At 59.1% G+C, this 21,392-nt stretch carries 21 protein-coding genes; 12 read left to right on the forward strand and 9 right to left on the reverse strand.

The window, feature by feature from the left end; genetic code table 11:
* The first annotated feature begins 17 nt into the window (after positions 1 to 17).
* Both AC07VO_RS18530 and AC07VO_RS18535 read left to right on the forward strand, forming a co-directional pair.
* A complete protein-coding gene (locus AC07VO_RS18530; protein ID WP_086945918.1) occupies positions 18 to 473 on the forward strand; it encodes a DUF4879 domain-containing protein in 456 nt (151 codons plus the stop codon).
* A 67-nt stretch (positions 474 to 540) separates the two neighbouring features.
* Positions 541 to 1,092 carry a DJ-1 family glyoxalase III gene (locus AC07VO_RS18535; RefSeq protein ID WP_086945917.1) on the forward strand — a complete coding sequence of 184 codons (552 nt, stop codon included), beginning with the start codon at positions 541 to 543 and terminating at the stop codon, positions 1,090 to 1,092.
* 9 nt (positions 1,093 to 1,101) lie between these two features.
* On the opposite strand, the gene AC07VO_RS18540 is transcribed toward AC07VO_RS18535, so the two are convergent.
* Positions 1,102 to 2,340, reverse strand: coding sequence for an MFS transporter (locus AC07VO_RS18540; RefSeq protein ID WP_019650936.1), 1,239 nt, complete (start codon positions 2,338 to 2,340; stop codon positions 1,102 to 1,104).
* Between the two features lie 526 nt (positions 2,341 to 2,866).
* Between AC07VO_RS18540 and AC07VO_RS18545 the strand changes: the two genes are divergently transcribed.
* The 3 genes from AC07VO_RS18545 to AC07VO_RS18555 are packed head-to-tail and all read left to right on the forward strand — an operon-like array spanning position 2,867 to position 5,542.
* The gene (locus AC07VO_RS18545) at positions 2,867 to 4,306 is read left to right on the forward strand and encodes a cytochrome ubiquinol oxidase subunit I (RefSeq protein ID WP_018925813.1); all 1,440 of its coding nucleotides are present in this window, start codon (positions 2,867 to 2,869) and stop codon (positions 4,304 to 4,306) included.
* Between the two features lie 3 nt (positions 4,307 to 4,309).
* Complete coding sequence (gene cydB, locus AC07VO_RS18550) at positions 4,310 to 5,317, forward strand: cytochrome d ubiquinol oxidase subunit II (protein ID WP_018925814.1); 1,008 nt, start codon at positions 4,310 to 4,312, stop codon at positions 5,315 to 5,317.
* Between the two features lie 57 nt (positions 5,318 to 5,374).
* On the forward strand, positions 5,375 to 5,542 hold the full coding sequence (locus AC07VO_RS18555) for a DUF2474 domain-containing protein (protein ID WP_081625770.1): 168 nt from the start codon (positions 5,375 to 5,377) through the stop codon (positions 5,540 to 5,542).
* A 70-nt stretch (positions 5,543 to 5,612) separates the two neighbouring features.
* Here AC07VO_RS18555 and AC07VO_RS18560 read toward each other — a convergent pair whose 3' ends face one another.
* Positions 5,613 to 6,737 carry a methyltransferase gene (locus AC07VO_RS18560; RefSeq protein ID WP_086945916.1) on the reverse strand — a complete coding sequence of 375 codons (1,125 nt, stop codon included), beginning with the start codon at positions 6,735 to 6,737 and terminating at the stop codon, positions 5,613 to 5,615.
* A 184-nt stretch (positions 6,738 to 6,921) separates the two neighbouring features.
* Complete coding sequence (locus tag AC07VO_RS18565) at positions 6,922 to 7,632, reverse strand: autoinducer binding domain-containing protein (RefSeq protein WP_064620506.1); 711 nt, start codon at positions 7,630 to 7,632, stop codon at positions 6,922 to 6,924.
* A gap of 291 nt (positions 7,633 to 7,923) precedes the next feature.
* On the opposite strand from AC07VO_RS18565, the gene AC07VO_RS18570 reads away from it, so the two are divergent.
* Positions 7,924 to 8,700, forward strand: coding sequence for a ferredoxin--NADP reductase (locus AC07VO_RS18570; protein ID WP_086945915.1), 777 nt, complete (start codon positions 7,924 to 7,926; stop codon positions 8,698 to 8,700).
* Positions 8,701 to 8,744: 44 nt separating this feature from the next.
* Here the strand turns inward: AC07VO_RS18570 and mscL are convergent, their stop codons facing one another.
* Entirely contained in the window at positions 8,745 to 9,158 is a 414-nt protein-coding gene (gene mscL, locus AC07VO_RS18575) for a large-conductance mechanosensitive channel protein MscL (RefSeq protein ID WP_018925819.1), read from the reverse strand.
* A 285-nt stretch (positions 9,159 to 9,443) separates the two neighbouring features.
* Between mscL and katB the strand changes: the two genes are divergently transcribed.
* From katB to radA, 3 genes are read left to right on the forward strand one after another with little or no spacing between them, the layout of a single operon-like run.
* Entirely contained in the window at positions 9,444 to 10,985 is a 1,542-nt protein-coding gene (gene katB / locus AC07VO_RS18580; protein WP_018925820.1) for a catalase KatB, read from the forward strand.
* Between the two features lie 57 nt (positions 10,986 to 11,042).
* Positions 11,043 to 11,597 (forward strand): ankyrin repeat domain-containing protein, encoded by a 555-nt coding sequence (locus tag AC07VO_RS18585; protein ID WP_018925821.1) that lies wholly within the window; start codon positions 11,043 to 11,045, stop codon positions 11,595 to 11,597.
* A gap of 45 nt (positions 11,598 to 11,642) precedes the next feature.
* Positions 11,643 to 13,010: a DNA repair protein RadA gene (gene radA, locus AC07VO_RS18590; RefSeq protein WP_019581287.1), complete on the forward strand. Its 1,368-nt coding sequence runs from the start codon at positions 11,643 to 11,645 to the stop codon at positions 13,008 to 13,010.
* Positions 13,011 to 13,073: 63 nt separating this feature from the next.
* Here radA and AC07VO_RS18595 read toward each other — a convergent pair whose 3' ends face one another.
* Positions 13,074 to 13,442 carry a PilZ domain-containing protein gene (locus tag AC07VO_RS18595; RefSeq protein ID WP_064620492.1) on the reverse strand — a complete coding sequence of 123 codons (369 nt, stop codon included), beginning with the start codon at positions 13,440 to 13,442 and terminating at the stop codon, positions 13,074 to 13,076.
* Between the two features lie 160 nt (positions 13,443 to 13,602).
* On the opposite strand from AC07VO_RS18595, the gene AC07VO_RS18600 reads away from it, so the two are divergent.
* From AC07VO_RS18600 to yjiA, 3 genes are all read left to right on the forward strand, one after another.
* Positions 13,603 to 15,669 (forward strand): carbon starvation CstA family protein, encoded by a 2,067-nt coding sequence (locus tag AC07VO_RS18600; protein WP_086945914.1) that lies wholly within the window; start codon positions 13,603 to 13,605, stop codon positions 15,667 to 15,669.
* A gap of 15 nt (positions 15,670 to 15,684) precedes the next feature.
* On the forward strand, positions 15,685 to 15,882 hold the full coding sequence (locus AC07VO_RS18605; RefSeq protein ID WP_007937254.1) for a YbdD/YjiX family protein: 198 nt from the start codon (positions 15,685 to 15,687) through the stop codon (positions 15,880 to 15,882).
* A 121-nt stretch (positions 15,883 to 16,003) separates the two neighbouring features.
* Positions 16,004 to 16,975, forward strand: coding sequence for a GTPase (yjiA, locus tag AC07VO_RS18610; protein WP_026286390.1), 972 nt, complete (start codon positions 16,004 to 16,006; stop codon positions 16,973 to 16,975).
* A gap of 118 nt (positions 16,976 to 17,093) precedes the next feature.
* Here the strand turns inward: yjiA and AC07VO_RS18615 are convergent, their stop codons facing one another.
* The 4 genes from AC07VO_RS18615 to glyA all read right to left on the reverse strand — a co-directional run bounded on the left by AC07VO_RS18615 (position 17,094) and on the right by glyA (position 21,390).
* The gene (locus tag AC07VO_RS18615) at positions 17,094 to 17,783 is read right to left on the reverse strand and encodes a GntR family transcriptional regulator (protein ID WP_086945913.1); all 690 of its coding nucleotides are present in this window, start codon (positions 17,781 to 17,783) and stop codon (positions 17,094 to 17,096) included.
* Between the two features lie 26 nt (positions 17,784 to 17,809).
* Entirely contained in the window at positions 17,810 to 18,514 is a 705-nt protein-coding gene (locus tag AC07VO_RS18620; RefSeq protein ID WP_018925864.1) for a FadR/GntR family transcriptional regulator, read from the reverse strand.
* Between the two features lie 53 nt (positions 18,515 to 18,567).
* The gene (locus AC07VO_RS18625) at positions 18,568 to 19,881 is read right to left on the reverse strand and encodes a C4-dicarboxylate transporter DctA (RefSeq protein ID WP_495007656.1); all 1,314 of its coding nucleotides are present in this window, start codon (positions 19,879 to 19,881) and stop codon (positions 18,568 to 18,570) included.
* 255 nt (positions 19,882 to 20,136) lie between these two features.
* A complete protein-coding gene (gene glyA / locus AC07VO_RS18630; protein WP_018925867.1) occupies positions 20,137 to 21,390 on the reverse strand; it encodes a serine hydroxymethyltransferase in 1,254 nt (417 codons plus the stop codon).
* Between the last annotated feature and the right edge of the window lie 2 nt (positions 21,391 to 21,392).

Here is a 21,392-nt window from a genome sequence, read left to right on the forward strand (position 1 = left end):
GCAGGGAAGGGCGGAATATGAAGTACATGAGCACGCGCGTGGTTGCCGCATTCACGATGTTGATCGCGTTGTTCCTGGGTGCCCAAACCGCCTCGGCAGCGACGGCCCCACCACTGAGTCAGGTCAAGGTGCTCAAGGTCGAGTCGCCCAATTGTGGCTTTGAAGATATTGCGGACAAGCAGGAGCAGACCCGTTGCGATCATCAGGGGCCGAACATCAAGGTGTACGTACTGGAAGTCGGTTACGGTCGCGAAGCCCATGTTGCCCTGGACGGTTTCGAAGTGGATGGCACCCGGACCCCTGTCTGTGCTTTTGATACCGGCAACCTGACCGAGTGCTCAGCCGGGAAAAAAACTGTCGGCTATCTGTACATCTTTAACCTGGCAGGCAAGCAGGACGGCATCTTCACATTCAGCAACACCTCCATCAACGCGCCGGGCAACACGATGTCGACGCAGCTTTACATCAAGTAACGGCCAGGCTCGAACAAGGGGCAGGAAAGCTGACTACGCTTTAAAGATCATTCTCTGGACTGCGCCCATGACCTTTAGAGCCCTGATTACCCTCGCCGAGGGCATCGACGATCTGCAAACCGTGACCCTGATCGATGTTCTGCGCCGCGCCAAGGTTGAAGTGGTGGTGGCCAGTATCGAGTCGCGGCGCATGCTGACCTGCGCTCGCGGCACCCGCCTGACCGCTGATGCGATGCTGGTCGATTTGCTGGCCCAACCCTTCGACTTGATCGTTTTGCCCGGCGGCGCCGTGGGGGCGCAGCATTTGGCGGCCCACCAACCCCTGCAACAATTGATCAAGGACCAGGTCGCCGCCGGGCGCTTGTTCGCCGGCATTGCCGAAGCGCCGGCGCTGGCGCTGCAGACTTTTGGCGTGCTGCGTCAGCGGCGCATGACGTGCCTGCCTTCCGTCAGCCATCAATTGTCGGGCTGCAACTTCGTCGATCAACCGGTGGTGGTCGATGGCAACTGCATCACCGCCCAGGGTTCGGGCGCCGCGCTGGAGTTTGCGCTGACGCTGGTGGAGCAACTCTGCGGCAAAACCACGCGGTCGGCGGTGGCGGGGGAATTGCTGGTGTAGAAGACTGCTTCAGGCCCTGACCTCTTCCACCGGCACATGCATGCGGTCGCGGTTGGCCAGGGTCGGGAACAGTTTGACCCAGACCCCGGTCACCATCAGTGTGCCGATGCCGCCCATCACCACGGCCGGTACGGTGCCGAACCAGTGGGCCGTCAAGCCAGACTCGAATTCGCCGAGCTGATTCGAAGCACCGATGAACAAGCCATTCACGGCACTGACCCGGCCGCGCATCTCGTCCGGAGTTTCCAGCTGCACGAACGAGGCGCGGATCACCATGCTGATCATGTCTGCCGCGCCTAAAACCACCAACACAGCGAGAGAGAACCAGAACGAAGTCGACAGGCCGAAAGCGATGGTTGCCACGCCGAATACACCCACGGCGGTAAACATCACCCGTCCGACGTTGCGTTCCACGGCAAATCGCGCCAGAAACAGCGACATCAGCAGTGCGCCCACCGCCGGGGCCGAACGCAGCAGGCCCAGACCCCAAGGACCGGTCAGCAGAATATCTTTGGCGAACACCGGCAGCAGCGCAGTCGCGCCACCCAGCAAGACGGCAAACAGATCCAGGGAAATCGCCCCGAGAATATCCGGACGGCTGCGAATGAAGCGGATGCCTGCGAGCAGCGAATCCAGGGTTGCCTTGCCCTTGTTCAACGGTGTCTGCCGAGCCGGTAGGTTAAGCATCAGCGCACAGGCGATGAGGTAGAGGATCACCGTCGGGCCATACACCCAGACGCTGCCGAAGGCGTAAAGCAAACCGCCCAGCGCCGGGGCAACGATGGTGGCCGACTGCTGCGCAGATTGCGCGGCAGCAACCGCGCGCGGGAATAAGGCACTGGGCACGATGCTCGGCAGCAAGGCCTGGGTGGTTGGCATCTCGAAGGAGCGGGCGGCGCCGAGCAGGAATGCGAGGATGAAGATCATCTCCCGGGTGACATGGTCAGTCGCGCTGCCGATGGCCAGCGACAGGGCGATCAGCGCTTGCACGGACTGACAGATCGCCGCGACCTTGCGCCGGTCATAGCGATCCGCCACATGCCCGGTGTGCAGCATGAACAACACCCGCGGGGCAAATTCCACCAGACCCACCAGACCCAGATCGAGCACGTTGCCGGTCAGTTGATACAGATTCCAGCCGATGGCCACGGTCAGCATTTGAAAACCGCTGGCGGTAAATACCCGAGCCAGCCAGAACGCAATAAAAGGGCGGTGATGACGTAACAGCAGGGGCGCTTGGCTGGGCATCTGAAGGCAAGTCTGGGTGAGGGGAAGGGCGAGATTATCACCAACCTGTAACCAGGAGTTGCGAGCACGGAAAATTTAGTTAGCTAGACACCGATCTCTCAGAACATACAAATTCCCTGTGGCGAAGGAGCTTGCTCCCGCTGGGATGCGAAGCAGCCCCGAACCTGCTACCCCACACCACAGGCACATCGCGTTACCCGATTTTACGACTGCTGCGCAGCCGAGCGGGAGCAAGCTCCCTCGCCACAGGGAATGCATTGCAACGCATGACCAAACCCGTGAGGCAACCTGTCACGCGGCAATAGACCACACCGTCCATCGGTAAAAATGCGACTACTCTTTCAACGTTGCTTGATCCAGATCAAGACCCTTCGTGGAAATGATCCGGAGGCCAGATGGCCAGATTCCCTACGTTGTGATGATGGTAGAAAAAGAACGAGTTCAAATTCGCCACACTCCATAACCGTGGGGGCAGTGGGTGCAGGCCGCGAGCCTTCAGCCAGTATTACCTGACAGAGGAAGACTTATGTTCGGTTTGGAGGCGCTTGATCTCGCCCGGATTCAGTTCGCGTTCACCATTTCGTTCCACATCCTGTTCCCGGCCATCACCATTGGCCTGGCGAGTTACCTGGCGGTACTCGAAGGCCTGTGGCTGAAGACGCACAACGACACCTACCGCGATCTGTACCATTTCTGGTCGAAGATCTTTGCCGTCAACTTCGGCATGGGCGTGGTGTCCGGCCTGGTCATGGCCTATCAGTTCGGCACCAACTGGAGCCGCTTCTCGGATTTCGCCGGTTCCGTGACCGGGCCGTTGCTGACCTACGAGGTACTCACTGCGTTCTTCCTCGAAGCCGGCTTCCTCGGCGTCATGCTGTTCGGCTGGAACAGGGTCGGGCGCAAGCTGCACTTCTTCGCCACCGTCATGGTCGCCATCGGTACCCTGATCTCGACCTTCTGGATTCTCGCCTCCAACAGCTGGATGCAGACCCCGCAGGGCTACGAAATCGTCAACGGCCAAGTCATTCCAGTGGACTGGCTGGCGATCATTTTCAACCCGTCGTTCCCTTACCGCCTGATGCACATGGCCACGGCGGCGTTCGTCGCTACCGCCTTCTTCGTCGGTTCGTCGGCGGCCTGGCATTTGCTGCGCGGCAAGGACAACCCGGCCATCCGCACCATGCTCTCGATGGCCATGTGGATGGCACTGATCGTGGCGCCGATTCAAGCCGTCATCGGTGACTTCCACGGCCTCAATACCCTCGAGCACCAGCCGGCGAAAATCGCTGCGATTGAAGGTCACTGGGAAAATGTCGGCGATGAGCCGACCCCGTTGATCCTGTTCGGCTGGCCGGACATGAAAGCCGAAAAGACCAAATTCGCGGTCGAGATTCCGTACCTGGGCAGCTTGATCCTGACCCACACCCTGGACAAACAGGTGCCGGCGCTCAAGGAGTTCCCGCCTGAAGACCGGCCGAATTCGACCATCGTGTTCTGGTCGTTCCGGGTCATGGTCGGCCTGGGTTTCCTGATGATCTTCACCGGTTTGTGGAGCCTGTGGCTGCGCAAGCGCGACACGCTGTATACCTCGCGTCCGTTCCTGTATCTGGCACTGTGGATGGGCCCATCCGGCCTGATCGCGATTCTCGCTGGCTGGTTCACCACTGAAATCGGCCGTCAGCCGTGGGTGGTCTACGGCTTGATGCGCACGGCGGATGCGTCCTCCGGGCACAGCTTCGTGCAGATGAGCATCACCTTGATCATGTTCGTCGTGGTGTATTTCGCGCTGTTTGGTGCCGGTCTTGGCTACATGATGCGCCTGGTGCGCAAAGGGCCGAAGATCGACGAAGGCAAGGAAACCAACGAAGGCGGTCCTGGCCAGAAGCGCACGCCGGCCCGTCCGCTGTCCGCCGCCGACGACAACGGTGACGGCGATCACAACCACAGCCTGACCAAGGAGATTTGAATCATGGGTATTGATCTTCCGCTGATCTGGGCCGTGATCATCATCTTCGGCATCATGATGTACGTGGTCATGGACGGCTTCGACCTGGGGATCGGGATTCTTTTTCCGTTCATCAAGGGCAAGACCGACCGTGACGTGATGATGAACACCGTCGCCCCGGTCTGGGACGGCAACGAAACCTGGTTGGTATTGGGCGGCGCGGCATTGTTCGGCGCCTTCCCGCTGGCCTATTCGGTGGTGCTCTCGGCGTTATACCTGCCGCTGATTTTCATGCTGATCGGGCTGATTTTCCGTGGCGTGGCCTTCGAGTTTCGCTTCAAGGCCAAGGACGCCAAGCGCCACTTGTGGGACAAGGCATTCATCGGTGGTTCGATCGCCGCGACCTTCTTCCAGGGCGTGGCATTGGGTGCGTTCATCGATGGGCTGCCGGTGGTCAATCGTCAGTTTGCCGGTGGTTCACTCGACTGGCTGACGCCGTTCACGATGTTCTGTGGCGCGGCGCTGGTCGTGGCTTATGCGCTGCTCGGTTGCACCTGGCTGATCATGAAGACCGAAGGCAAGCTGCAGGAGCAGATGCATGACCTGGCGCGACCATTGGCCTTCGTGTTGCTGGCGGTGATTGGCATCGTCAGCGTCTGGACGCCGTTGGCCCACGCCGAGATCGCCGCACGCTGGTTCACCCTGCCTAATCTGTTCTGGTTCCTGCCGGTGCCGATTCTGGTGCTGGTAACCCTGTACGGTCTGATTCGCGCGGTGGCTCGCAATGCGCATTACACGCCATTCCTGTTGACCCTGGTGCTGATCTTCCTCGGCTACAGCGGTCTGGGTATCAGCCTGTGGCCGAACATCGTGCCGCCGTCGATCTCGATCTGGGACGCTGCCGCACCGCCGCAGAGCCAGGGCTTCATGCTGGTGGGCACGCTGTTCATCATCCCGTTCATCCTGGGTTACACCTTCTGGAGCTACTACGTGTTCCGCGGCAAGGTCACCCATGAAGACGGTTACCACTAGCCCATACGAATACGGCGCAAGGTTGATACCTGCGCCGTTGCAGAGGAGAACGCGATGATGGCTGGCAAACCTGATTTGCAGGAAATCGAAGCCGCAGAGAAAAAGCCGCTTTGGCAACGACTCGGCTGGCTGGCGTTGATCTGGGCCGGCAGCGTTGGGGCACTGTTCATCGTGGCCACGCTGATGCGCATGTTCATGAATGCCGCGGGCCTGAGCACCCACTGAAATTCCCATCCCGTTGCCTTGCGGCACGGATTTTTAACCCTCCTGCGACGGAGGGTTTTTTTGCCTGCTTTTATTTGCGTGCCTTGAGAATCACGAACTTGGGAGTAGCGGCTACTTGTTCGACGCCGCGGAACAGCCGCGCAAGCTTGCTGTGATAGCCCAGATGACGGTTGCCGACGATGTACAGCGCGCCGCCCACCACCAGCGCTTCGCGCGCCTGCTGGAACATCCGCCAGGCCAGGAAATCGCCGACCACTTGTTGTTGGTGGAATGGCGGATTGCACAGCACCACGTCGAGGGATTGGGGTTCCTGCCCCGCCAACCCATCGCCGGCACGCACGATCACGTCACGGTCACCCAGCGCCGCGCGCCAGTTTTCAGCGGCCGATTGCACGGCCATGAATGACTCGTCCACCAATGTGTAATGGGCCTCGGGGTTTTGCAGGGCGCTGGCGATCGCCAGCACGCCGTTGCCACACCCCAGATCGGCGACCCGCGCTGTGCCGAGGTTGTTCGGCAAGTGCGGCAGAAAGGCTCGTGTGCCGATATCCAGCCCTTCGCGACAGAACACGTTGGCGTGATTGAGCAGTTCGATTGCAGGCGTGTCGAGTCGATAGCGCGTCGGGTATGGAGAGACAGCGGGGGCTTTGGCTTCGGGCGTGGCGATCAGCAGCCGAGCCTTCTTCACGGCCAGCGAGGCTTGCACCGGGCCGATGTAGCGCTCCAGCAGATCGCCCGCGGCACGTGGCAGGTGCTTGACCATCGCGGCGGCAATCACTTGAGCACCGGGAGCCAATTGACCCTGTAGCCGGATCAGTTGCTCTTCCAGCAAGGCCAGGGTTTTCGGTACCCGGATCAATACTCGGTCAAACGGCCCGACGAACGCTTCGCTGGCTGGTACGCTCGGCACCGCATCAAACGCCTGGCCATTGCGCATGAGGTTTTTTTCGAGCCCCTGAAAGGCCAGAAATGAATCGCCGCTGCTGGTCACTCGGACCTTGCCCGCAAGGCTAACGGCCAATGCGCCGAAGCTGTCGTTGAGCACCAGTACGCGAGTATCTGCCATCGGTTGTTGCCCGGCCAGATGATTGAGCAGGTATTCGTCTGCGGCATCAAACGCTTGCAGTGGTTCGTTCTGCTGTTCTGGCTGGCGGATCAGGTCGAGTTGGGCGAAAGAAGTTTCGAGCAGAGGCATGAGGCGGAGGGCTCTGGGTAGTCAGCGGAGATAATCAACGAGTGGCCGCCGGACGTTGTAGCGGGCGGAGCCATCCGAGCGGACTGCGTCGTGGACGCTTCACACGACATCACTCGGGATGGAGCGCAGATGGTACGTTTTTTTGGTCTGGATTACTTGCAGGGATTACCTGATTCGAACAGTTTCAGATGACGCCAGCTTTCGCTGCCCTGATCACCGCCGCGATCTTGTTATTGACGCCAAGTTTGTGGATGGCGTTCTTTATATGGAAACGCACAGTGCTTTCGCTCACGCAGAGGATGATTGCGATCTCGCAGGCCGTCTTGCCGACGGCTGAGTATTTCAGCACCTCGATTTCTCTGCATGACAAACTCGTTGTGGGCGGCTTTAGCGAGGAGGCCGGCAGGTCTTTCGCGATAATCCCGTGCAGGTGACGGTTGATAAACATCGCGTAGCCCAGATTTTTGTACAGTTCATACGCGGTAATCGGGCAATGGGTTCTGGCCACGCTCAGGATGCTGCAAAGCCCATTCTTATCATGAACGGATTGGGACCAACCGTAGTGCAACCCCTGGTTTTTTTGCGCTTGCCACAGCCGTGGTGTTTTTGAATAGCACTCTTCTTGCCAGAGAATCGGTACTTCGGAGCCGCAGCAGTGGGCTAGTATTGGATCAACCGTATCGTAATGCTCGTTTTGATATTTCGTGTTCCATTCGCTAGGGTAATTATTCAGGATTATCTTATGGCGGTGTGTCCCTGTTGTTGGGGATGTTATTGAAAATGCACAAAAATTAAAGCCCATATTTTTAACGAGGTTAAGCGATATCTCGTACGCGGTCTCTATTTTTTGAGCGCAAGAAAGCTGTGTTAGCTGTGACTCCTTCCACACTTTCATTTGGTAACTCCATGCGGAATTTCTTGGGGGGGTGCCGATTGGATCCAAGATCCGGCACGTCCCAGAGTGTAGGAGAATTCTTACAAGCATGCTGAACTATTTTGCTCTTGAAAAATCCTGTAGCTGCATAACTAGTTCTTAGCGTTGTTTTAGGGTTATACAAAATTAACACTCCGGTACTAGTTCTTTATTGCACTGCCCAAGTCTCTGCACGAATAACACTACAAACCATCGGTGTTTACGTCGTCTGCTTTGGGGGACACTGGTGTCATCTGTTGATCGGAGCGGCCCATGACTGCCAGTGTTGAAAAATTCACTCGTCAGACCTTGCTTGAGGTCCGGCCGTTGACTCCGAACCTGTTCACCCTGCGTACCACCAGGGATGCGGGCTTTCGTTTCCGAGCGGGGCAGTTCGCCCGGCTGGGTGTCACCAAGACAGACGGCAGCACGGTATGGCGGGCTTATTCCATGGTCTCTTCGCCCTATGACGAGTTCCTTGAGTTCTTCTCTATTGTTGTGCCGGGAGGGGAATTCACCAGTGAGCTGAGTCGGCTGGAAGCTGGCGATACGCTGCTGGTCGACCGTCAGGCCTTCGGTTATCTGACGCTGGATCGCTTCGTCGATGGCCGTGATCTCTGGTTGTTATCCACAGGCACGGGCGTGGCGCCGTTTCTGTCGATCCTGCAGGACTTCGAAGTTTGGGAGAAATTCGAACGAATCATCCTGGTCTACAGCGTGCGCGAAGCGCGGGAGCTGGCGTACCAGGCATTGATTGCGGAGCTGGCGCAGCGTGACTACCTGGCCGAGTACGCGCACAAACTGCAATTCATTCCCACCGTCACCCGCGAACAGCATCCGGGTGCCTTGAACGGGCGGATCACCAGCCTCATCGAGAATGGCGAACTGGAACAGACGGCCGGTGTAGCGCTGACAGCCGAGCATTCGCGGGTGATGCTCTGCGGTAACCCACAGATGATCGATGAGACGCGCAAGCTGCTGAAACAACGGGACATGCACTTGAGCCTCAGTCGCCGACCTGGCCAAGTGGCGGTGGAAACCTACTGGTAAACGAACGGCGCCCCGAAGGCGCCGTTTCTCTGGGCAATCAGCGATCAGGGCCGATTGTTCTGAGCCTTGAGCAGATCGCGGATCTCGCTCAGCAATTCTTCTTCCTTGGTCGGAACCGGCGGCAGGGTTGGCGCAACGGCCTCTTCGCGCTTCAGGCGGTTGATGGCCTTGACGCCCATGAAGATCGCGAAGGCGACAATGATGAAGTCGATCATGCTCTGGATGAACTTGCCATACGCCAGCACCACTGCCGGGACATTACCGTTAGCGGCCTTGAGCGTGATGGCCAGATCACTGAAGTCCACCCCACCGATCAGCAAGCCGATTGGCGGCATCACCACGTCGCCGACAAATGACGTAACGATTTTGCCGAAGGCAGCGCCGATGATGATACCGACGGCCATGTCGACCACATTACCTTTGACCGCGAAGGCCTTGAACTCACTTATCACGCCCATAGGTTATTTCCTTGTTACAGATGAGGTTGGTGAACGCAGTGTAAATCAGCAAAGCGCCCCTTGCTTGAAACGCCTTCTTACAATGCCCGTGTCTATCGACACAACTTCCGGTTATTAGTTTACAAAATTCCACTCTTCGCGCGCGTCTACCCGCTCTAGACCGGGCTTTCCAGAACCTTTTCGCTATCGGCCCGGTACGGGATTTCTATTTATGTTTTGGCCTTTGAGTCACTAGCCTCTGCGGTGCGCACCAGGATGCGCTTAATAAAACCAGAGGAAACTTCCATGACAACTCCCCTTGGCCTCGGGGCTTTTCCCCTCCGTCGTACCTTCGGCGTTCTGAGCGTCAGCCTGCTGTCCTTCTCCATCAACGCTGCGACGTTGACCCGTGATAATGGTGCCGCTGTCGGCGATAACCAGAATTCGCAAACCGCCGGCGCGACCGGGCCGGTGCTGTTGCAAGACGTACAGTTGATTCAGAAGCTCCAGCGTTTCGACCGTGAACGCATTCCTGAGCGTGTGGTGCATGCCCGTGGCACTGGCGCCCATGGCACGTTCACCGTGACTGACGACCTCAGTGACTTGACCAAGGCCAAGGTATTCGCCGGCGGCCAGAGCACGCCGGTATTTGTGCGTTTCTCCGCGGTGGTCCATGGCAACCACTCCCCGGAAACCCTGCGTGACCCGCGGGGGTTCGCCACCAAGTTCTACACCGCCGACGGTAACTGGGACCTGGTCGGCAACAATTTCCCGACCTTCTTCATTCGGGACGCCATCAAGTTTCCGGACATGGTCCATGCCTTCAAGCCGGACCCGCGCACCAATCTTGACGATGACTCCCGTCGTTTCGATTTCTTCTCTCATGTTCCGGAAGCCACTCGCACCTTGACCGAGTTGTATTCCAACTCCGGCACCCCGGCCAGTTATCGGGAGATGGACGGCAACAGTGTGCATGCCTACAAGTTGGTTAACGCCCAGGGCGAAGTTCACTATGTAAAGTTTCACTGGAAAAGTTTGCAGGGAATAAAAAATCTCACTCCTAAAGAAGTCGCCAATGTTCAAGGTCAAGATTACAGTCATATGACCAACGACTTGGTTGCTCATATCAACAAGGGGGACTTTCCGAAGTGGGACTTGTACGTCCAGGTTCTAAATCCTCAAGATTTGTCCAAGTTTGATTTCGATCCATTGGACGCCACCAAGATCTGGCCCGGTGTTCCTGAGCGAAAAGTTGGACAGATGGTATTGAACCGTAATCCGGCGAATGTATTCCAGGAAACCGAACAAGTGGCGATGGCACCGGCCAACTTGGTTCCGGGTATCGAGCCTTCGGAAGATCGCTTATTGCAGGGGCGAGTGTTCTCGTATGCCGATACCCAACTGTATCGCCTGGGGGCCAATGCACTGCAGTTGCCGATCAACGCACCGAAAGTCGCCGTGAACAACGGTAATCAGGATGGTGCGATGAACATCGGCGCCAGCAGCACGGGGGTGAATTACCAGCCGAGCCGTCTGCTGTCCCGTGAGGAGCCGCAAACCGCGCGTTACAGCCAGTCGACCCTGTCGGGCAGCACGCAGCAGGCGAAGATTCAACGTGAGCAGAACTTCAAGCAGGCCGGTGATCTGTATCGCTCGTTCAACCAGAAGGAACGTCAGGACCTGATCGACAGCTTCGGCGGCTCCCTGGCCACCACCGATGACGAGAGCAAGCACATCATTCTGTCCTTCCTGTACAAGGCCGACCCGGAATACGGGACAGGCGTAACCAAAGTGGCCAAGGGTGATCTGGCCCGGGTCAAGGCGTTGGCGGCCAAACTGGTCGACTGATCTATCTGCCTGAAGCGGGGCCTCGTACGAGGTCCCGTCTGACCAAGGAGTCCCGTCATGCGTGTTTATCTGTCTGTGTTTTTGGCGTGCGTGTCGTTCGGTGTATTCGCCGGTCCTGACGCGCAAGTCTCGAAGGACCCCGAGGCGCTGAAAGCGCAATTACAGGATTACTATTTCGATGCCGCCCGAAGGGGGGATGTGCCGATGCTCGAGACTTTCATCGAGGCCGGCTATTCCCTCGACACCCGCGACAGCAAGGGTTACACCGCGTTGATACTGGCCGCCTATCACGGTCAGGGGGCTGCCGTGGAGCGCTTGTTGGCGGCCGGGGCGGACGCCTGCGCTCAGGACCAACGCGGCAATACCGCGCTGATGGGCGCGATTTTCAAAGGCGAAGTGCAGATCGCTCGAACCCTGCTGGCCGCCAATTGCAGCCCCGACCAACGCAACGGCGCCGGGCAGACTGCCGCAATGTATGCCGGGTTGTTCAAGCGCGTCGAGTTGCTTGACGCGCTCAAGGCCAAAGGGGCGGACCTGAACGCCGAGGATCCGTTGGGCAACAGTGCCGCGCGTCTGGCCAGCGGTGAAATCCGTACGGCGGCGCCGCGCTGATCCGCGTCAGCTGAGCTATCATCGCGGTTTTTGCCGGGAGTTCAGATGGCCAAGGCCAAGCGCATGTACGGCTGCACCGAGTGTGGCTCAACCTTCCCCAAGTGGGCCGGCCAGTGCGGCGAATGCGGGGCCTGGAACACGCTGACCGAAACCATGGTGGAGAGTGGCGGCGCCGCGGCCCCCAGCGGTCGCACCGGTTGGACCGGCCAGCAGGCACAGATCAAGACCCTGGCCGAAGTCAGCGTCGAAGAAATTCCGCGTTTTTCCACGGCGTCCAGTGAGCTCGATCGAGTTTTGGGTGGGGGCCTGGTGGATGGCTCGGTGGTGTTGATCGGTGGTGACCCCGGCATCGGCAAGTCGACGATTCTGTTGCAAACCTTGTGCAACCTCGCCAAGAGCATGCCGGCGCTGTATGTCACCGGCGAAGAGTCCCAGCAACAAGTGGCCATGCGTGCCCGGCGGCTGGGCTTGCCTCAGGATCAACTGCGGGTGATGACTGAAACCTGTATTGAAACCATCATTGCCACCGCCCGGCAGGAAAAGCCCAAGGTGATGGTGATCGACTCGATTCAGACGATCTTCACCGAGCAACTGCAGTCGGCACCGGGGGGCGTCTCCCAGGTGCGCGAAAGTGCGGCATTGCTGGTGCGTTACGCCAAGCAAAGCGGCACGGCGATTTTCCTCGTGGGCCATGTCACTAAAGAAGGTGCGCTGGCCGGCCCCCGAGTGCTGGAGCACATGGTCGACACCGTTCTGTATTTTGAAGGCGAATCCGATGGGCGCCTGCGTTTGCTGCGGGCGGTGAAAAACCGGTTCGGCGCGGTGAATGAACTGGGCGTGTTCGGCATGACCGACAAAGGACTGAAAGAAGTCTCCAACCCTTCGGCGATTTTCCTGACACGCGCTCAGGAAGAAGTCCCGGGCAGTGTGGTCATGGCCACCTGGGAAGGCACCCGGCCGATGCTGGTGGAAGTCCAGGCGCTGGTAGATGACAGCCACCTGGCCAACCCGCGCCGGGTGACGCTCGGTCTGGATCAGAATCGCCTGGCCATGTTGTTGGCGGTTTTGCACCGCCACGGCGGCATCCCGACCCACGATCAGGACGTGTTCCTCAACGTGGTCGGTGGTGTGAAGGTCCTGGAAACCGCTTCTGATCTGGCGCTGATGGCGGCGGTCATGTCCAGTTTGCGCAACCGGCCGCTGCCGCACGATCTGCTGGTGTTTGGCGAAGTCGGGTTGTCGGGTGAAGTACGCCCGGTACCGAGTGGCCAGGAGCGCTTGAAAGAGGCGGCCAAGCACGGCTTCAAACGCGCCATCGTACCCAAGGGCAACGCGCCGAAAGAGCCGCCGCCGGGGTTGCAGATTATCGCCGTGACGCGCCTGGAACAGGCCCTCGACGCACTGTTCGAATAAACCGTAAACGGGACACAAACCCTGTGGGAGCGAGCAGGCTCCCACAATGGAAGGGGGAGGCCTTCAGGCTTCGATCAGGGCACCCAATTCGCGCTCTAGTTCCCGGGGATCGCCCAGGTTGAACTCAATCAACCGCCGCAGGCGCTCGATGGATTCCAGGCTGATGTGTTTGCAGACGAACCCGAGCTGGCCATGGTCATCGTGGGTCAGTTGCACATCCATCTTGATGGCGAGGTCATCGTTGAGATGAATGTCGACCAGGAAATGCCATTCCCGATTACCCAGCCATGGCTCGGGCTTCTCGACCAGCAGTCCCTTGAGCGATAGGTCAATCAGCCGCACCGGCCAGGTGAATTCCCCTTGGCTCAGCTCGGTTCGGGCATCGAACGCAATACGTCTGAAGCGGCGGCGATCGGCAGGTTGTTCGCTCATGGCGCAATCCTCGTAAAGGTTCGCTGACTATAGACCTGCATTGCCGGAGGCTGCCAGCACAGTGATGGCTCTAGACTGATGTCGAACTATGGTCTTTGCCGCCAGTAGCGCTAAACTCGAGATGGCTGTCTTTCTTGTCCACTCTGGCTGGAATCATAAAATGAAAAATAATAATAGCCCGCTACGCCACTTACCCTGGCTGCTGCTGGCAGTCGTAGGAGCGTGCGCCCTGGGCGTAGTGGCATTGCGTCGAGGCGAGGCGATCAACGCCTTGTGGATCGTTGTCGCAGCCGTCGCTATCTATCTTGTCGCATACCGCTACTACAGCCTGTTCATCGCTAACAATGTGATGCAACTCGATTCGCGTCGGGCTACACCTGCCGTAATCAACAATGACGGTCTGGACTACGTGCCGACCAATAAACACATTCTTTTCGGCCACCACTTCGCGGCCATCGCCGGCGCGGGACCGCTGGTCGGTCCGGTGTTGGCGGCGCAGATGGGTTACCTGCCCGGTACGCTGTGGCTGATTGCCGGCGTGGTGCTGGCCGGTGCGGTTCAGGACTTCATGGTCCTGTTCATGTCTACCCGCCGCAACGGCCGTTCCCTGGGCGACATGGTCCGTGAAGAAATGGGCCGTATCCCCGGGACCATCGCGCTGTTCGGCTGCTTCCTGATCATGATCATCATCCTCGCGGTGCTGGCGCTGATCGTGGTCAAGGCCCTGGCCGAGAGCCCGTGGGGCATTTTCACGGTAATGGCGACCATCCCGATCGCGATGTTCATGGGTGTCTACATGCGCTACATCCGCCCGGGCCGCATCGGTGAAATCTCGGTGATCGGCGTGGCGTTGCTGCTGGGTTCGATCTGGCTGGGCGGGCAGATCGCCGCTGACCCGGTGTGGGCCAAGGCGTTCAGCTTTACCGGGGTCCAGATCACCTGGATGCTGATCGGCTACGGTTTTGTCGCGGCCGTGTTGCCGGTGTGGCTGATTCTGGCGCCTCGCGATTACCTGTCCACGTTCCTCAAGATCGGCACCATCGTCGCCCTGGCGATCGGCATTCTGATCACCATGCCCGTGCTGAAAATGCCGGCATTGACCCAGTTCATTGACGGCACCGGGCCGGTGTGGAAGGGCGGGCTGTTCCCGTTCCTGTTCATCACCATTGCCTGTGGCGCAGTGTCGGGTTTCCATGCGCTGATTGCTTCCGGCACCACGCCGAAGCTGCTGGATAACGAAGTCAACGCTCGCTACATCGGTTACGGCGGCATGTTGATGGAATCCTTCGTGGCGATCATGGCGATGGTGGCCGCTTCGGTGATCGAACCGGGCGTGTACTTCGCCATGAACAGCCCGGCCGCGGTTGTCGGCGGTGATGTGGTGGCGGTAGCGACAGCGGTCAGCAATTGGGGCTTTGCCATCACGCCGGAAGCGTTGCAGGCGGTGGCCAAGGACATCGGTGAAACCACCGTCCTGGCCCGTGCCGGCGGTGCGCCGACCCTGGCGGTCGGTATCGCGCAGATCCTGCACAGCGTGCTGCCGGGCGAAAACACCATGGCGTTCTGGTACCACTTCGCGATCCTGTTCGAAGCACTGTTCATCCTGACCGCGGTCGACGCCGGTACCCGTGCCGGGCGTTTCATGCTGCAGGACTTGCTCGGCTCCTTTGTACCGGCGCTGAGACGCACCGAATCCTGGACCGCCAACCTGATCGCCACCGCCGGTTGCGTGGCGATGTGGGGCTACCTGCTGTACCAAGGCGTGATCGATCCGCTGGGTGGCATCAACACCTTGTGGCCATTGTTCGGTATCTCCAACCAGATGCTGGCCGGTATCGCGCTGATGCTGGCAACCGTTGTGCTGATCAAAATGAAACGCCAACGCTATATCTGGGTCACCATGCTGCCAGCCGTTTGGTTGCTGATCTGCACCACCACTGCAGGCTTCATCAAGCTGTTCGACGCCAACCCGGCGATCGGCTTCCTGTCGCTGGCCAAGAAGTACAGCGATGCCCTGGCCAACGGTCAGATCCTCGCTCCGGCCAAGAGCATCGAGCAGATGCAGCACGTGATCTACAACGCCTACACTAACGCAACGCTGACCGCGCTGTTCCTGTTCGTGGTGTTCAGCATCCTGTTCTATGCGCTCAAGGTCGGTATTGCCGCCTGGGGCACCAAAGAACGCACGGATAAAGAATCGCCATTCCAGGCTCTGCCGGATGCGTAACCTGAGGATTGCAGCATGTTCAATGACCTGAGTCGCCTCGGTAAATACCTCGGTCAGGCCGCGCGCCTGATGGTCGGCATGCCCGACTACGACAACTACGTCGAGCATATGCAAACCAAACACCCGGACAAACCGGTGATGAGTTACGAGGCGTTCTTTCGGGAGCGCCAAGAGGCTCGTTACGGCGGCAAGGGTGGACCGAAGTGCTGTTGATGTACGCGGTTTAGGTAACACACCACTGTAGGAGCAGGGCTTGTCGGCGAAGGCGATCTTCAAGATGCTTTCGCCGGCAAACCTGGCTCCTACAGTTTTTTTGCGTCCGGGAGATCTTATTTTGTTAGCGCCAATCCCTGTCACGATCCTCAGCGGCTTTCTCGGCGCTGGCAAAACCACCTTGTTGCGCCACCTGCTCAAAGCCGAGCACGGCCTGAAAATCGCCGTGATCGAAAACGAGTTCAGTGACGCCGGCATCGACACCCAACTGTTGGGCGACGAGCCAGTGCAAGTGATGACGCTGTCCAACGGCTGCGTCTGCTGCACCATCCACACCGATTTGACCAAAGCGCTGTACCTGCTACTGGAGCGCCTGGACAGTGGCGAAATCGCCTTTGACCGCCTGGTGATCGAATGCACCGGTCTGGCCGACCCGGCCCCGGTGGCACAAACCTTTTTTATCGATGAAGAGCTGCGCGAGCGCTACATCCTCGACGGCATCATCACCCTGGTGGACGCGGCTCATGCCGAACTGCACCTGACCCAGACCATTGCCCAGGCGCAGATCGGTTTTGCCGACCGCTTGCTGGTGAGCAAGCGCGATCTGGTGGATGAGCCGACCTTCACCGCCCTCAGCGAGCGCCTGACCCGGATCAACCGTCGCGCGCCGATTCGTGTGGTCGACCACGGTAAGATTGATCTGGCCGAATTGCTCGATGTGCGTGGCTTCAACCTCAATGCCGACCTCGGTGGTGGCGTGAGTTTGCGCCCGGTGAGCAAGGCGCCCTCCATCGATCGCATTTCCAGCCTGGTGCTGCGTACCGACAAACCGCTGGATATCGACAAGCTCAGCGAGTTCATGAACGAACTGCTGGAAGACCATGGCAAGCAATTGCTGCGCTACAAAGGCGTTTTGAACATTCTTGGTGAGCCGCGGCGCATGGTGTTCCAGGGCGTGCTGAAACTGTACGGCTTCGATTGGGATACCGAGTGGGCGGACGATGACACGCGCGAAAGCGTGATCGTGTTTATTGCCGATGAGTTGCCGGAGGAGAAGATTCGCGAGGGGTTTGCGCGGGTTGCGGCGCAGTAAGCCCCGACATTTTCAGCGGGCCCGATGCCGTCGTCGCAAGCAGGTCGAATCGTCGCACCGTCGCTCCCACAAGGGGATGCATTTCCAGTGTGGGATCGAGCCTGCTCGCGATGGCAATCTACCCGGCAACACGATTCTGGCTGAGTACTGATCCGGAGTGCAGCAGTACCTTCTCAAGATGATCCAGATGCCGGTGCATCAACATTTCGGCCATCACCACATTCCCACGTTCCACCGCATCGACAATCCCCATGTGCTCCTGCCATCCGCAATAATCACCGGTCTGAGCGTCATACTGCGCAATCGCCAATGAAGTCAGCGGCACCAGACTGCCAAGAAAATGCGCCAGCGGTGCATTTCCCGCCATTTCGGCCAGTTGCAAGTGAAACTCCCCCGATAACCGGATCGCTGGACCACGCTCCTTGCATTGGCGTTCGCTTTCGATCAAGGCTCGCAGGCGCTTCAGGTTTTGCGCACGAGGTTGCTGGCAGGCAAGTTTCACTAGCGTGACTTCGGTCAGACGGCGAGCATGTAGCGTCTGACGGGTCTGTTCGGCATCGGGATCGGCGACCCGGGGGCGATGATTGGTCCGCAGGATGATGATCTGCTGATGGGACAGCTGCGTCAGTACTCCACGAATGTCACTGCGCCTGGCACCGAACATCTGCGCCAGGCTTTCTTCGGTAAAGCGACTGGCCGCATTGATGCGCTGTTCGAGAATGGCGTCGAAGATTCGCGAATAGAGATCATCCACCGGCGGGCGAAAGGGCAGGGCAACAAGAGTTTGTGGTGAGGCGAAGCTGTTCATGGCCTGTCTCCAGTTCGAAGAGGGGGTCAACTGCCGAGGTGGTCGTCCGGGATATTCAATTCGATGCCCATCCGTTGACCTTCCCGAAGGATGTGCCGACGCATTTCGGCGCTGGCCTGGGCGCTGTTTTTGCTGCGGATCGCTCGTACCATGGCTTCGCTTTCTTCAAGGCGCTCAGCCAAGTGCTCCGGAGAATTGCGCAGCACGTCGGCGCTTTGCTTGAGGGCATTGCTGGTCTGCTGCACCACGCTCTGGAAAATCGGGTTCGAGGTCAGGGTGAACAACTCTTCGTGGAACGCGATGTAGGCGTTCACACCGGCCTCGCTGTCATTGGCTTCCAGGGCTTCGCGCATGTCCATCAGGGTCAGGCGCAGTTGCCCGACTTCCTTGCTGCTGATGGACTGCGCCACCAGGCCGACGATGAACGGTTCGAGGGTGTAGCGCAGTTGCAGCACGTCTTCCAGGCTGGCCCCGGCGACTGCGCTGTCGTGGCTTTGGCTGTCGCTGAGATTGGCCTCCAGCACCACCACGCCTTTGCCCGGCATCGAGCGCACCAGCCCGAGGGTTTCCAGCACGATCACCGCTTCGCGCAGGCTTGGGCGGCTGATGCCCAGTTGTTCGGCCAGTTCACGCTGGCCCGGCAGCATGTCGCCGGAACGCCACTGACCGCGGGCCAGCGCGGCCCGAAGTTTTTCTACCACTGAATTTACGACGGTTGACGAGGTAATCACTGTTCGCTCCAAATCGCGATAAATGTGCCTGCCCGTGGGCGGGCACACGCTGTTTAAAATTCCTGCTGATGTGCCGGGACCACCGGTTTTCTCGGCTGGAAGGTATAACCCACCTGGCCGGACAACACTTTGTTTGCCCGTTGGATATTGATGTCCTTTTCCCAGCGAGCAATGGCCACCGTGGCGACGCAGTTACCAATCAGATTGGTCAGCGCCCGACCGATGCCCATGAACCAGTCCACCGCCAGCACCAGCACCAGGCCCACCACCGGAATTGCCGGGATCGCCGTCAGGGTGGCGGCGAGAATCACCAGCGCCGAGCCGGGAATCCCGTGGGCGCCTTTGGAGGTGATCAGCGACACCAGCAGAATCGTCAGCAGGTCAGTCATGGCCAGCGGCGTGCCGGTGGCATTGGCGATGAACACGATGGCCAGGGTCAGGTAGATCGAAAAACCGTCAAGGTTGAATGAGTACCCGGTCGGAATCACCAGGCCGACCGTGGAGCTGCCGATGCCCAGATGCTCAAGCTTGCGCATGATTTGTGGCAGCACGGCGTCGGAAGAAGCGGTGCCCATGACGATCAGCAGTTCTTCACGCAGGTACTTGAGCAGTGGCCACATCCGCAGGCCCGAGAGGCGCATCACCAGGCCGAGAATCAGCGCCACGAATGCCGCGCAGGTCAGGTAAAACAGGCCGACCAGGCTGCCCAGGTGTTGCAGCGAGTCCAGGCCATATTTGCTGGTGGTGAAGGCGATGGCGCCGAAGACGCCGATCGGCGCCAGGCGCACGATCATGCCCATGATGCGGAAGATTACATGGCTCAGCTCGTTGATCAGCCGGGAAATACCCGACGCCGCTTCACCCACCAGATTCAGCGCGCTGCCGAACAGCACCGAAAACAGCAGGACTTGCAGGATGTTGTTGTCGGCGAAGGCGCCGATCACCGAGGTCGGAATCAGGTCCATCAGGAACTGCGTGGTGGTGTGCATGTGCTGACCGCGCTGGGCGATGTCGCCCATGTCGGCGGCGGAGAGCTGCTCCAGATGAATGTTCGCGCCGCTGCCGATGCCGGTTGTGAAGGCGAACACCAGGCCGATCACCAGGGCGATGGTGGTCAGTATTTCGAAGTAGATGACCGATTTGAGGCCGATGCGTCCGACCTTCTTCAGGTCACCGGCACCGCTGATGCCGCTAACCACCACGCAAAACACGATCAGGCCAATAAGCATCTTGATCAGTTTGATGAAGCCGTCGCCAAGGGGTTTGAGTTGGGCGGAGTATTCGGGAAGGGTCAGCCCGCAGACGATGCCGAGCACCAGTCCGAGAACCACTTGAAGGAAGATTGAACGCGAGCACCATCTGAGCATGGGAGGAATCCTGGTCGGTGTCCTGGCTGCCGTGCGCCAAGCGCATCAGATTCAGGACTTAATTATTGTGGTCTTACCGGTATGTCCAGTGCAGGCGCAGTCTACGCTGGATTTTTTCAGGATTACAAGGGGATGCAGCAAAATTGGCATGACCGGTCTGACCAGTGGTGCCAACCCCAATTGATCTTTATGGCGGACGAAAAAAAACCGGCCATCACTGGCCGGTTTTTTCATTGCTGCGGTTTAGCGGGGCAATTAAGCGCCGTACACCGGCAGTTTCTTGCAGATGGCCTTGACCTTCTCACGAACGGCGTCGATCACCGCTTCGTTGTTCAGGTCAGCCAGGATGTCGCAGATCCAGCCGGCCAGCTCTTTGCACTCGGCTTCCTTGAAGCCGCGAGTGGTCACAGCCGGGGTACCGAAACGCAGGCCGGAGGTGACGAACGGGGAGCGTGGATCGTTCGGTACCGAGTTCTTGTTCACGGTGATGAACGCTTTGCCCAGTGCAGCGTCGGCGTCTTTACCGGAGATTTCCTGCTTGATCAGCGACAGCAGGAACAGGTGGTTCTGAGTACCGCCCGACACCACGTCGAAACCGCGCTCGATGAACACGCCGGCCATGGCCTGGGCGTTTTTCACTACTTGTTGCTGGTAGGCCTTGAACTCAGGCTGCAGCGCTTCCTTGAAGCAGATCGCCTTGGCAGCGATCACGTGCTCCAGCGGGCCGCCCTGGGCGCCCGGGAATACTGCGGAGTTCAGCTTCTTCTCGATGTCGGCGTTGGCGCGAGCCAGGATCAGGCCGCCACGTGGACCGCGCAGGGTTTTGTGGGTGGTGGTGGTCACCACGTCAGCGAAAGGCACCGGGTTCGGGTAGACGCCAGCGGCGACCAGACCGGCCACGTGGGCCATGTCGACGAACAGGTAAGCACCAACCTTGTCAGCGATAGCGCGGAAGCGTGGGAAGTCCAGAACCTGCGAGTAGGCAGAGAAACCGGCCACGATCATTTTCGGCTTGTGCTCAACGGCCAGACGCTCGACTTCGTCGTAGTCGATCAGGCCATTGGCATCGATGCCGTACTGAACGGCGTTGTACAGCTTGCCGGAGGAAGAAACGCTGGCACCGTGGGTCAGGTGACCACCGTGAGCCAGGCTCATGCCCAGAATGGTGTCGCCCGCTTGCAGCAGGGCCAGGTAAACGGCGCTGTTGGCTTGCGAACCGGCGTGCGGCTGAACGTTGGCGTAATCGGCGCCGAACAGCTCTTTGGCGCGGTCGATGGCCAGTTGTTCGACGATATCGACGAACTCGCAACCACCGTAGTAGCGCTTGCCCGGGTAGCCTTCGGCGTACTTGTTGGTCAGTACCGAGCCTTGAGCTTCCATCACCGCAGGGCTGGTGTAGTTTTCCGAAGCGATCAGCTCAATGTGTTCTTCCTGGCGCTGAGCTTCTTGCTCCATGGCGGCAAAAAGATCGGCGTCGAACTTGGCAATAGTCAAATCACGGCTGAACATGG

This window comes from Pseudomonas sp. GW821-FHT03E01 (genome assembly GCF_059420765.1).